Origin of the sequence: Janthinobacterium sp. SUN100 (assembly GCF_030397705.1) — a bacterium.
GTDB classification, from domain to species: domain Bacteria; phylum Pseudomonadota; class Gammaproteobacteria; order Burkholderiales; family Burkholderiaceae_D; genus Janthinobacterium; species Janthinobacterium kumbetense.
The window spans coordinates 488595-501637 of sequence record NZ_JAPUBU010000004.1 but is presented as its reverse complement, the minus strand read 5'-3'; the positions used below and the strand labels follow the sequence as shown (position 1 = coordinate 501637).

Below are 13043 nucleotides of genomic sequence, written 5' to 3'. Positions count from 1 at the left end.
GCATGCACAACGGGCAGCGCAGCCTGTGGGAGATCCTGGACACGGAGCCGACGGGCGACGAGCGCGCCCTCAAGCGCGCGTATGCGAAGCGCCTGAAGGTGACGCGTCCCGAAGACGATCCGGCCGCCTTCCAGGAGCTGCGCGAGGCGTATGAATACGCGCTGCGCCATGCGCACCTGTTTGCCGAGGAATTTCCGGAACCGCAAGCGGCAGCAGCGGAAGCGCCAGAAGCGCCGCCCATGGAACCGGCAGACCTGTGGGGCGTCATCGACGAGGCGGTGCAGGAAGCGCCTGCGGAACTGTGGGGCATCATCGCCCAGGAACAGCCCCCTCCCCCGGAACAATGGGGCATGGTCGCCATCGACCCGGCGCAGGAAGCGGCTAATCTGTGGCAAGGTTGCCTGGAGCTGACACGGCATGCGGATGCCGGCGACGTGCTGGCCCGCATGCTGCAGGACGACGCCATGCTGAACCTCGACGTGCGCGAGGAATTCGACCTGTGCGCGCTGCGCTATTGCGCCAGCGCCGGCTATGACCTGGCGCTGCGCCAGGCCCTGTTCGAGCAGCTGGGCTGGGACCGCGACTTTTCCTACCTGGCGCGCAGCCATGCGGATCTGGTGCGCGGCGCCGTGCAGCGCTACCGGGCAGACCGCTCGTTCGCCCATTTCAGCGACAACCGCGACAGCTACCCCGGCCTGGACTGCATCATGTCGCAGCAGCCGCCAAGCGCCTACGCGCGCCAGCTGTTCGACCAAAAATTCACGCTGCAGCTGCGCGAACTGCTGCACGCGATACGCTGGCAGCACAGTGAGATGCTGGCCTGCAAGCTCGATACAGACCTGTTCGAGCAGTGGGAACACGCCGTCCATGCCAAACGCTACTTCAAACAGACGGCGCTGGCCTCGGGCGGCCTGGGCTTCGTGCTGCACTTCATGCTCGCCGGCGTGCTCGATGCGGCCGGCTTCAGGCTCGGCGACACGGCGGCCTATGCCAGCCTGCTGGGCTTCCAGGCGTGCACCTTTGGCCTGCTGGCCATGCATGCCTTGCGCTGGCCGGCGCCCCTGTTCGCGCGGCTGGACACACTCCAGGAAGCGCTGCAGGAACGCCTGCCCGTGCTGTGGAAGCGGCCCGGCTTGCGGCAACTGGGCTGGATCGCGCCCTATCTCGTGCTGGCCTTGCTGCTGTTCCTGCCAGAACGCGGCGAGACCATGCGCCTCGTCACCGCGGCCGGTTTGTGCGCATCGGCCCTGCTCGCGTATGCGATGAACCGGCAATTGCTGCACGGCATGCTGCTGCTCCTTGTCCTCGGCCTGTCGCTGTTTGGCGCCATGTTCATGAGCGGCAGGGGCCAGCCGGCGCTGGCCGTCGGCGAAGCCATGCCCCTGATCTTTTGCCTGGCGGCGCTGGCCCTGCGCAGCGCCACCGGCCTGTATGGCGATTGCCGCTTCCCCGAGGCGCTCTTGCCGCGCCTGCGCGCGGCATGGCTGATCGGCTGCGCGGGCTTGCTGCTGCAACTGTATCTGCAGCTGCTGCCGGCCGCCTTCGTTGGCGCCGCGCTGCTGGTCTGGTCCTGCGCCGGCATGCTGTTTTCCCCCAGCGATTTCAAATGGAAGACGATCTGGCCGGTGGTGCTGGTGCCGTCCATCGCCACTTTCGTGCTGGCCAGCCAAGCCCCGGCCATCCGCGCCATGCCGATGATGCATAACGGCGTCGAACTGGCCCTGGCCGTGCTCTATTTGACCTTGCGCTACATGTATCTGACGTATGGCAAGTCCTTTTCCAAATCCGGGCTGTCATAATCAGCTCCACGAATTCAACCGCAACCACTTAACACCGAAACAAGCGCCATGTCCACACAAACCAATTTATTTGACGATGCCCAGCCTGAGCCGATCGAGCCGGATGAACCGGTATTCGACGGCGAAGCGCTGACCCTGTCCACCTTCGCCGAGCGCGCCTATCTCGATTACGCCATCTCCGTCGTCAAGGGCCGCGCCCTGCCCGACGTCTGCGACGGCCAGAAACCCGTGCAGCGCCGCATCCTGTATGCGATGAATGAGCTGGGACTCAATTCCACGGCGAAGCCGCGCAAATCGGCGGCCGTGGTCGGCGACGTGCTGGGTAAATTGCATCCGCACGGCGATCAGTCCGTGTACGACGCGCTGGTGCGCATGGCGCAGGATTTCTCGCTGCGCTACCCGCTGATCGATGGCCAGGGCAACTTCGGCTCGCGCGACGGCGATGGCGCGGCGGCCATGCGCTACACGGAAGCGCGCCTGACGCCGATCGCCAAGCTGCTGATGGATGAAATCGGCATGGGCACGGTGGATTTCCAGCCCAACTACGACGGTTCGACGGAAGAACCGAAGCTGCTGCCAGCGCGCCTGCCGATGGTGCTGCTCAATGGCGCCTCCGGCATCGCCGTGGGCCTGGCGACGGAAATCCCGTCGCACAACCTGGCGGAAGTGGCGAAAGCGGCTGTCGCCATGATCCGCGATCCGAAGCTGACGCACGCCGAACTGATGGCCATCATCCCCGGCCCGGACTTCCCCGGCGGCGGCCAGATCATCACCCCGCCGTCGCAAATCCAGGACATGTATGCGAGCGGCCGTGGCAGCATGAAGGTGCGCGCACGCTGGAAGATCGAAGAACTGGCGCGCGGCCAGTGGCAAGCCGTCGTGACGGAGCTGCCGCCGGGCACCTCGTCGCAAAAGGTGCTGGAAGAAATCGAGGAACTGACGAATCCGAAGATCAAGCTGGGCAAGAAGGCGCTGTCGCCGGACCAGGTGGCCCTGAAGGCGCTGATCCTCAATTCGCTCGACACCATCCGCGACGAATCGGGCCGCGCCGCGCCCGTGCGCCTCGTGTTCGAGCCGAAATCGAAGAACCAGGACCAGACGGAGTTCATGCTGATGCTGCTGGCGCATACGTCGCTGGAATCGTCGACCTCGATCAACCTGGTGATGATCGGCGGCGATGGCCGTCCGCGCCAGAAAGGGCTGGGCGACATCCTGCGCGAGTGGATCGACTTCCGCTTCGAGACCGTTACGCGCCGCACCGGCTACAAACTGGGCAAGGTCAAGGACCGCATCCATATCCTGGAAGGACGCGAAGCGATCCTGCTCAATATCGACAAGGTGATCCAGATCATCCGCAATTCGGATGAACCGAAGGCGGCCCTGATCGAGGCGTTCAAGCTGTCCGAACGCCAGGCCGACGACATCCTGGAAATCCGCTTGCGCCAACTGGCGCGCCTGGAAACGATCAAGATCCAGCAGGAACTGGCCGAGCTGCGCAAGGAAGAAAAGTCGCTGCAAGACCTGCTCGACAACCCGGGCTCGATGAAGCGCGCCGTCATCCGCGAGATCGAAGCGGACGCCAAGCAGTTCGGCGATGCGCGCCGCACCCTGATCGAAGAAGCGCAGAAAGCCGTGGCCGAACAGAAGGTGGTCGATGAACCCGTCACCGTCATCATCTCGGAAAAAGGCTGGGTGCGCGCGCGCACCGGCATCGGCCACGATGCGGCGCAGTTCACGTTCAAGGCGGGCGACAGCCTGCATGGCGCCTTCGAATGCCGCACGGTCGACACCCTGCTGGGCTTTGGCAACAACGGCAAGATTTACTCGGTTCCCGTATCGGCGCTACCCAACGCACGCGGCGACGGCGTGCCGATCACGACCTTGTGTGACCTGAGCGGCGGCACGCCCGGCAACGCCGTGCGCATCCTCCATTACTTTGCGGGCAATGGCGCCACCAACTTGCTGCTGGCGTCGAGCGCCGGCTACGGCTTCATCGCCAAGGCGGGTGACATGACGAGCCGCCTGAAAGGTGGCAAGGCCTTCATCACCCTGGACGACGGCGACGTGCCTCTGGCGCCGAAAGTCATTCCCGAGGCGGCCAGCGCCCTGGCCTGCCTGACGGAAGGCGCGCGCCTGCTGGTGTTCGGCCTCGATGAAATGAAAACCCTGTCCAAGGGCGGCACCGGCGTCAAGCTGATCGACCTCGATGCCAAGGACAAGCTGCTGGCCGTGCAGCCGATCACCCAGCGCGGCGTGGTGGTCTCGGGCATCGGCCGGGCATCGAAACCGCAGGATGCGTCGCTGGGCGCCACGGCCCTGGCCGAACACTTCGGCAAGCGCGCGAAGAAGGGCAAGGCGCTGGCGGCCAAGCTGAAACCGGTATCCATGGCAGCCATCGGCTGATCGCCATCAAGCCATACGAAAAGACAGGTTCGCCTGTCTTTTTTTCGCCCATCGCCCCGTAGCGGCCGCAGGGAAAATAGTTGTACAAATAATTTTACAGATACGTCCCGCGTTCCCGTTATCCCTGCAGGCATGCCCCCGACATGCCGCACACGGACAGGAGAACAAGGATGACAAACAACGTTTCAGGCAGGATTCCATGCAGCGCCTGACCCCGGCCGAACGGCTGGTGGCGGCCATGGCGGCCGAAGGCTTGCCCTATAAAAGCATCGCCAGGGAACTGGGCAAGTCGCCGGCCACCGTGCGCAACCAGTTGCATGCGATTTACCAGAAGCTGGGCGTGGGCAACCGCACGGCGCTCGCCTGTAAGCTGCGCGGCACGCCTTAACGCCGCGACAGGCGCAGCACGTCGGGCGTCGCTTCGACGATGTCGATCACCTCCTGCGTCCCGGCGGCGTCACTGAGCGCATAGCGTCCCATGCCCAGGGGGTGCAGCCGGGCAACGGGGCTGGCGCGGGGCCGGTCATCGGGGCCGGGCGCCATGGACGTCACCGTCATCTCGCCTTGCGCCATGGCGCCGGCGGGCGCCCCAAACTCGAGCACCTTGCGCCCCTTGCGGCTGGGCGGAAAGGCGAACGTGGTCGTGGGCCGGTACACCTCGACACCGTCTGCATCCTCCTCGAAGGAATGCGTCCAGCTACCGCTGGGCAAAGCCATCGTCATGCCGTGCATGCCGCCTCCCGTTTAACACATTGACGTCAGAAACACGATACCACGCCGCCCAGACTTTCATAGCCGCTCACGGAGGGCGACCAGGCCGCCCCGTTCCACGCCTTGTGGAACAGGGCGCCATTCGTGCCCGTGACAAATACGTCGAGGCGGTTCGGCGCCCAGGCCGTGGCGCGCGGACGCGAGGTGCAGATGCCGCCCAGGTTTTCAAATCCCGTCAGCGACGGACTCCAGGCGCTGCCGTTCCATGCCTTGTGGTACAGCGCGCTGTCCGTGCCGATGACGAACAGGTCGAGCCGGTTGGGCGCCCACGACACGGCTTCCACTTCGCCCACGCAAATGCCGCCCAGTCGTTCAAAACCATCGTTGGAAGGCCCCCATTTCGCGCCATCCCACCACTTGTGGTACAGCGCGCCATCGGTACCCGTGACAAACACGTCGAGGCGGTTCGGTCCCCACGCCACCGCCTTCGGCGAAGAGGTGCAGATGCCGCCCAGGCGTTCATAGCCCGTCAGCGACGGTCCCCAGGCCGTGCCGTTCCACCACTTGTGGTACAGGGCCCGGTCCGTGCCGATGACGAAGACATCGAGGCGGTTCGGCCCCCACGCCACAGCTTCCGGCTGCCCCAGACAGATGCCGCCCATGGCTTCGTAACCCGTCAGCGACGGCCCCCAGGCGGCGCCATTCCACCACTTGTGATACAGGCCCCGGTCCGTGCCGACGACAAACACGTCGAGGCGGTTCGGCCCCCAGGCCACGGCGCGCGGGTCGCCCACGCACAAGCCGCCCATGGCTTCATAGCCGGTCAGGGACGGTCCCCAGGCCGTACCGTTCCACCATTTGTGGAACAAACCGCTGTCGGTGTCCGTGACGAACACGTCGAGCCGGTTCGGCGCCCACGACACCACCTGCGGCGCACTGGTACAGATGCCTCCCTGCCCTTCATAGCCGGTGACGGACGGCGCCCAGGTCGAGCCATTCCAGGCCTTGTGGTACAGCGCGCGATCCGTGCCCAGCACGAAGACGTCGAGGCGGTTCGCGCCCCAGGCCACGACGGGAGAGGAACTCTGGCGCGGCGTGGCGCCTGCACCCGTGCCTCCTGTGCCGATACTGGCGCGCGGACCATCGAGACAGGCCTGCATGCGCGCCACCTGGCCCGCCGTGAACATGAACATGGCCGGGTCGTCGACGTAATCCATGTAGTTCATGAACATGTCGCCATTCGGACCATTGCTGCAGGAAACGTGGGGGAACGAAGGCTGGCCCGTATTCGGCCCGCCCTGGTTGGGCGTGTCGGCCACGTTGTCCGTGCCCGAGCACCCGGTGCCGTCGTCGCCCCAGATATGGTTCAGGTTCAGCCAGTGGCCGATTTCATGCGTGGCCGTGCGCCCCAGGTGGAACGGCGGCGCGGCCGTGCCGGTCGTGCCGAAGGCCGATTGCAGGATCACCACGCCGTCGGTGGCGGCCGGGCCGCCGGGGAACTGGGCGTAGCCCAGCAAGCCGCCACCGAGCTGGCACACCCAGATATTCAGGTAGCTGTCGGCCGGCCAGGCATCCATGCCGCCCGTCGCCAGCGACTTGACGGCATCGTCCGCGCCAAACGAGGCGACTGTTGTCTGGCGCCGCTCGATGCCGCTGGTGGCCGCGCCATGCGGATCGGTGGTGGCCAGCGCAAACTCGACGCGCGCATCGGCCGTCAGCGGCAAAAATGGCGCCGGCGTGCCGTTCACATCCGGGTTGACGCGCCGAAAGTCGCGATTGAGGACATCGATCTGGCTGGCGATCTGCGCATCCGAAATATTCTGCGCAGCCGTATTCCACACCACGTGCACCACCACAGGTATCTGCGTCACACCGGAACGTCCGGCAATGCTGCTGTCGCCCTCGTATAGTCCGGCCAGGTTTTCGATATCGGCGCGCACGTTCGCATAGGATGGATCTTCGGTCAGCAGGCGGCGATGCACATCCATCGTGGCGCAGGTGCGCGTCTGCGGCGTACCGCCACCCTGCCCCCCGTCACCGCCGTTGCCACCGCCACCATCGCCGCCCATGCCGCCGCCACCGATCTGCATGCAGCTGGTGCCCGCCATGCCTTGCGGTGCCTGCTGCATGCCGCCGCCCGGCATGGCGCCGGCATCCGCGGCGGCCGCGCCCTGGGCGAGCGCCGCCTGGTCCGCGTACGACACGCCCAGGCGCGGCCCCGGCATGGCGTCGCCGCCCGTCGCATCAGCATCGGCCTGCATGTCGCCCTCGACCGGCATCGCCTGCATGGAAGACATGGCGGACATGCCTTCAGCCGAACCGGTGGCCGGTGTTTTTTTCGTTTTAGCGGTGCTCATGATGTCTCCCTTCGTCTGTTTGCCAGATCACTATGGCACGGCGAAAAGAGGAGCATTTGCGGCAGATCAAGACTGGCAAGCGACGCCAGGGAAAAGTGGCGGACGAAAAAAAAGACAGCCGAAGCTGTCTTTGGGGTTTGCGGGCCGTGGCCCGCAAACGGGGAATTACTTGGCGGCGGCTGCCTTGACTTCAGCGTCGGCCTTGGCCTTCACTTCTTCCGTCTTGGTGGCGGCGATGGCCTTGTCGGCGTTCGCTTCCACTTTTTCCTTGGCGACCTTGGCATCCGCTTTCACGGCGGTTTTGCCCGCTTTCGCATCGGCCTTGGCGGCAGCCTTGTCAGCCTTGGCTTCCGCTTTCAGCTTGTCTTCCGCATCAGCATTGACGACTTTGTCGTGTGCCTTGGCCTTGGTTTTGTTGGCCTTGTGGTGGGCGTCGGCTTTCTTGTCGTCGGCCTTCATTTCCGCCTTGGCGACATTCGCGTCAGCCTTGGCATCGACTTTGGCTTCCGAAGCAACAGCCTTGTTGACGTCTTTTTGCGCGGAAGCCTGGGCTTTCACAACGGCTTCCGTGGCCGGTGCGGTTTGCGCGAAGGCGGCGGTGGCAAACAGGGTAGCGATCAGTGCGGCGAGTAATTTGTTCATGATGTGACCTTTCAATATGGTTTAATTTTATTCTTACTAAAGGCGGGCAAAATGTTCAAAATTTGCCAGGCATCGCGCTGTTTCTTGATGTAGCGCAATGGCATGACTTCATAGTAAAGATAACGGGCAAACCACACAGTGCGTTAGCGCACTCAACGGGGAATATGTGCATTTCGGCAAACTTCCCATCGAGCGCTGCCATACGCTGCAGGACCTCACACGCTGACGGCCAGGGCCGCGTGGCGCGCCGCCACCCACTCCTCATTGGCCGGCTCCACGCCCACCACGATGCGGCTGGCATCGCTGGAAATACGGCGGGCATTGCGCGCGTTCGCCTCCGCATCGAGCACGGGGCCAATAAAACCCAGCTCGGCGCAGATGCGCTGGCGCAGCTCCGCGCTGTGCTCGCCGATACCGGCCGTAAACACCAGCATGTCCAGCCCGCCCAGCACGGCCGTCAGGGCGCCGATCTCACGCACGATGCGGCGGATATATAAAGCCAGCGCGGCGCGGATACGCTCGCCCGTGGCATCCTGCCGGTCCTGCTGCGCCAGCAGCACGGGTGGGTCGGCCGATACGCCCGACACGCCCAGCAAACCCGATTCGTGGTACAGCACATGCGCCACTTTTTCCAGCGACAGCTTTTCGATCTCCATCAGGTAGATGACGGCGCCCGGATCGAGCGAACCGCAGCGCGTGCCCATCATCAGGCCGTCGAGCGCGGAAAAACCCATGGTGGTGGCCACGCTGTGCAAATTCTCCATGGCGCACAGGCTGGCGCCGCTGCCCAGGTGGGCCACGATGACCTTGCCGCGCGCGACAGCGCCGAAGCGCTGCTCCAGCACCAGCGACTGGTATTCGTACGACAGGCCGTGGAAGCCATAGCGGCGCAAGCCACGCTCCCACGCATCGTACGGCAGGGCCAGCATCTGCTCGACCTGCGGCACCGTGTGGTGGAAGGCCGTATCGAAGCACGCCACCTGGGCGATGTCGGGACGCGATTCGAGCAGCACCTCGATCGCCTCCAGGGCGAACGGCTGGTGCAGGGGCGCGAGCGGCACAAAGCTTTTCAGGTCCGCCAGCACGGTGAAGTCGATGCGCACGGGGGCGAAATACTTGCTGCCGCCATGCACCACGCGGTGCGCCACGGCGCGCAAGGAACGCCCGTCCAGCTGCGCCACCACTTGCGCGCGGATATATTCGAGGGCCGCGTGATGGGGCTGCTCCGGGTCCAGCTGCAAGGCGACTGCCGGCAGTCCGCCAGCGCGGTAAGTGGCGTTTTCGCGGCCGATGCCTTCGACCTTGCCGCTCCATTGCGCCTGCTGCGGCAGCACGCCGCCCGCTTGCTCGAACAAGGCGAACTTGATGCTCGACGAGCCGCAATTGAGCACCAGGATCAGGGTGCCATCGGCATGTTGGACTGCTGCGTTCATGGCGGCGTGCTCCGGTAATGGTTGGCCAACATCACGGCGATAGCGCACGAGGCGATGCGGCTGGCGCGCGAGTCGGCGCGGCTGGTCAGGATGACGGGGATCTTCGCGCCCAGCACGATGCCGGCGCTGTCCGCGTCGCCCATGTATTCGAGCTGCTTGGCCAGCATGTTGCCGCTTTCCAGGTCGGGCACCAGCAAGATATCGGCGCGGCCCGCCACCTCGGAGACGATGCCCTTGACGGTGGCGGCGGCGATCGAGACGGCGTTGTCAAAAGCCAGCGGGCCGTCGAGGATCGCGCCCGTGATCTGCCCGCGGTCGGCCATCTTGCACAGGGCGGCGGCATCGAGCGTGGCGGGCATGTCCGCGTTCACCGTTTCCACGGCGGCCAGGATGGCCACGCGCGGCCTGGCCACGCCGATCACGTGCGCCAGGTCGATGGCGTTGCGCACGATGTCGGCCTTCATGGCCAGGTTGGGCGCGATATTGATGGCCGCGTCCGTGATGATGAAGGGACGCGGATACGCGGGCGTCTGCATCAGGAAGCAGTGGCTGATGCGGCGCTTGGTGCGCAGGCCGGCGCTGGCCGACAGCACGGCCGACATCAGTTCATCCGTGTGCAGGCTGCCCTTCATCAAGGCTTCCACTTCGCCCTTGCCCGCCAGTTCGGCGCCGCGCGCAGCTGCCGCATGGCTATGCTCGACGTCCTCGATGGCGATGCCGGCCAAGCTCAGGCCAGCTTCCAGCGCCACCGCTTCCAGGCGCGCGCGCGGCGCCACCAGCACGGGCGTGATCAGGCCGGCCGCATGCGCGTCGAGCGCGCCCGACAGGCTCAGTTCATCGCATGGATGGATCACGGCCACCTTGATGGGGCCCAGGGTGCGCGCGTGTTCCAGCAGGCGCCGCGTGCCGTCGCCGTTATGCAGGCGTACCTCGGGCAGGGTGGCGCGCTGGCGTTCGATCTGCTCGGCGGGCGCGATCACCTGCGCCTCGCCGTCGAGCACCACGGCGCCATGCTGGTTGACGCAGCGGCACGCCAGGGTCACGTGGCGGCTGCGCGGATCGAGGGCCGTGACGGTGACGCTGATGGCCAGCGTATCGCTCACGCGCACGGGCTGCAAAAAGCGCAGGGTCTGGCCCGTGTAGACGGTGCCGGCGCCGGGCAGGCGCGTGCCCAGCACGGCGGAAATGAGGGCCGCGCCCCACATGCCGTGGGCGATCACGCCCTGATAGCGGCTGGCAGCGGCAAATTCGGCATCGAGGTGCTGCGGGTTGTCATCGCCCGACATCACCGCGAACAGGGCGATATCGTCCATGCTCAGGGTGCGCGTGATGCTGGCGCTGTCGCCGATGGCGATCTGGTCGAAGGTGCGGTTACGTACGATATTCAAGTCATCGTCTTGGGTAGTAGTCATCGTGGTCTTCTATACAGGGGTAATGTGTTTGGCCGGCTTGGCTTTTGGCCCGGCAGGGGATGAGCGCGCGTCCGACGGCAACGCCTTCGCTTGCGTCTTGATCGCGCGCTCGAAGACGTCCAGCATCTGCTGCAGGCTCGCTTCCTCGTCCGGCGTCGGCGCTTCGGGCACTTGCAGCACTTGCTGCAGCCATTCGGACAGCGCGCCGATGTCGTCCGGGCTGGCGCGCGACAGCAGGACCGGCAAGGCGGCGATGGCGGCATCGAAATCATGCAGCATCAAACGCGCCTGCTGGCGCACGATGCCGCGGAATTCCTCCATATTGACATCCTGCCGGTACTGCGGCTTGATCAATTTCAGGGCCAAGTTGACCCTGCGCTCGTCAGCGATCATGCGGAAGCGGTAGATGTAGAACAGCGCGCGCACGGCCGCTTCCACCAGGCCGCCCCGCTGCATGTCCTCGTCCATCTTGCGCGTTTCGCAGCGCACGTATTCGCAATGCTCGGGCGAGATGCCGGGATGGGGACGTGGCGGCGTAGTGTCGCCGATGGCTTGCCCCGTCAGCGCCTGCACCAGGGGCGAGCCGTACACCAGGTCGAAGGTGGTTTCCTGCACCGTGTCGCGCCAGTCGCGCCAGCCGTTCAAGCCGGCCGTGATGGCACCTGAAACTGCTTCCTGCATGGCCAGCAGCGGATTGTCGGGCGCCACCGGCTGGCGGTGGGCACGCACTTTTTCCGCCTCCTTGGCCACCAGCCTGGCCAGCGGATTGTGGTCCGTCCAGCGTTCGTACGACACGCGCAGCGGATGCGCGAGCTGCAGGAAGCGCGCCGACTGCGGCGTGACCATGGCGCGGACCCACGGCTGCGCAAACGTGCGGTACAAGGCCAGGTTCACTTCAGACACGCGCGCAGCGGCGGCGAACTTGCGGTCGTTTTCCACGCTTGGCTGCACGATGGCGCGCACATCCTCGATGCCGCGGTGCTCGACCTGCAGCACATAGTCGCCGCTGGCCAGGTCGGCGTTCGGCGTGTCGGGCGTCTTGTCGACAATCCGCGCTTCGTAAATGCCGGCCGGCAGCAGGTTGATCAGATCGATATTGCTGGCGAATTTCTGGTGTTCCTTGTGTCCCACCTTGGCCGAGACGAAGATGCCCAGGTGGCCGATACTGTCATGCACGGCATACACGATGGTCTGGTCGTGCATCAGCACATCCTTGTCATCGCGGTACAGGTCCGTGATCCAGCCCAGCGCCTGCGGCGGCGGCGTGATGTTGTCGCCGTTCGAGCAAAAGACGACGATGGGCGAACGGATATTGCGCAAGTCCAGGCGCACGCCATCGGACGTGATCAACTCCGCCGTGGCCAGGCGGTTGCCGATGAACAGATTGTCGACGATGTACTGCATCTCGACGTCGTTGAGGAACACGTGGCCGCCCCAGTACTTTTCAAATTCCAGGTAACGGGGCGCTTCCGTGTCGATGTTCGCATACAGGTTGTACTGTTTGCTCCACAGGGTGTTGGCCGGGTTGAGCTTCTCGAAATTCTGCACCAGGCTGGCGCCGTCGAAGCGGCCGTTGCCCAGGTCGCCCGCCAGCGCCGTGGCCCAGCTGCCGCCCATCAGACCGCCCGCGTAGCGCATCGGATTGCGGCCATGCCAGCCGGCCCAGTACGACACGGGTGCGCCGGCCACGATGATGGGACCGAACAATTCCGGGCGCATGGCTGCCGTCATGAGGATTTGCCAGCCCGCCTGGCAATTGCCGATGACGACAGGCTTGCCCTCGCTGAGCGGATGCAAGGCGATGACTTTTTCCAGGAAGGCCGCCTCGGCGTGCATCACGTCTTCCACCGTCTGTCCCGGCACGGGATCGGGCAGGAAGCCGATGAAGTAGCACGGGTGGCCGGCGCGCAGGGCCACGCCGATCTCGCTTTCGGCCTTGAAGCCGCCGATGCCGGGACCGTGTCCCGCGCGCGGGTCGACGACGACGAATGGCCGCTTCGATGGATCAGGTTCGGGCGCATCGGGCGTCAATATGCGCGCCAGGCCGTAGTTGACGGGACGCGCCAGCTCCAGGCCGGACATCACCAGTTCGGCGGGGAAGTCCAGCACGTTCGGCACTTCCTCGGCCATGTGCTCCTGGTATTGGTTGCCGCGCCGGCGCATCACGTCCGCGTACAGCACGATGCGCTGCCACGAGTCGCGTGCATAGTCGCCCAGCACGCCCAGCGACGGCAAGCCGCCGGTGGAGAAAAATGGTGCAGCTTCGATCTTCATGGCTATCCTTTT

Annotated in this window: 9 protein-coding genes; 3 read left to right on the top strand and 6 right to left on the bottom strand. The window is 65.3% G+C overall.

From position 1 onward, the window contains the following. The first annotated feature begins 2 nt into the window (after positions 1-2). From O0881_RS22335 to O0881_RS22325, 3 genes are all read left to right on the top strand, one after another. The gene (locus O0881_RS22335) at positions 3-1799 is read left to right on the top strand and encodes a J domain-containing protein (RefSeq protein WP_289913125.1); all 1797 of its coding nucleotides are present in this window, start codon (positions 3-5) and stop codon (positions 1797-1799) included. A gap of 48 nt (positions 1800-1847) precedes the next feature. Continuing rightward, positions 1848-4202, top strand: coding sequence for a DNA topoisomerase IV subunit A (gene parC, locus O0881_RS22330; protein WP_289913123.1), 2355 nt, complete (start codon positions 1848-1850; stop codon positions 4200-4202). A gap of 199 nt (positions 4203-4401) precedes the next feature. Then, entirely contained in the window at positions 4402-4590 is a 189-nt protein-coding gene (locus O0881_RS22325; protein ID WP_251350242.1) for a helix-turn-helix transcriptional regulator, read from the top strand. On the opposite strand, the gene O0881_RS22320 is transcribed toward O0881_RS22325, so the two are convergent. The 6 genes from O0881_RS22320 to O0881_RS22295 form a co-directional block, all read right to left on the bottom strand. Then, complete coding sequence (locus tag O0881_RS22320) at positions 4587-4919, bottom strand: hypothetical protein (protein ID WP_289913121.1); 333 nt, start codon at positions 4917-4919, stop codon at positions 4587-4589. The two genes, O0881_RS22325 and O0881_RS22320, sit on opposite strands and share 4 nt — an antisense overlap. Positions 4920-4960: 41 nt before the next feature. Then, positions 4961-7270: a M43 family zinc metalloprotease gene (locus O0881_RS22315; RefSeq protein ID WP_289913119.1), complete on the bottom strand. Its 2310-nt coding sequence runs from the start codon at positions 7268-7270 to the stop codon at positions 4961-4963. A gap of 165 nt (positions 7271-7435) precedes the next feature. Beyond that, positions 7436-7912: a hypothetical protein gene (locus tag O0881_RS22310; RefSeq protein WP_289913117.1), complete on the bottom strand. Its 477-nt coding sequence runs from the start codon at positions 7910-7912 to the stop codon at positions 7436-7438. Between the two features lie 215 nt (positions 7913-8127). Continuing rightward, on the bottom strand, positions 8128-9345 hold the full coding sequence (locus O0881_RS22305; RefSeq protein ID WP_289913116.1) for an acetate/propionate family kinase: 1218 nt from the start codon (positions 9343-9345) through the stop codon (positions 8128-8130). Then, complete coding sequence (locus O0881_RS22300; protein WP_289913115.1) at positions 9342-10757, bottom strand: bifunctional enoyl-CoA hydratase/phosphate acetyltransferase; 1416 nt, start codon at positions 10755-10757, stop codon at positions 9342-9344. Before O0881_RS22300 ends, O0881_RS22305 begins: the two co-directional genes overlap by 4 nt. Before the next feature lie 9 nt (positions 10758-10766). Beyond that, the gene (locus tag O0881_RS22295) at positions 10767-13031 is read right to left on the bottom strand and encodes a DUF3141 domain-containing protein (protein ID WP_289913113.1); all 2265 of its coding nucleotides are present in this window, start codon (positions 13029-13031) and stop codon (positions 10767-10769) included. Positions 13032-13043: the final 12 nt, after the last annotated feature.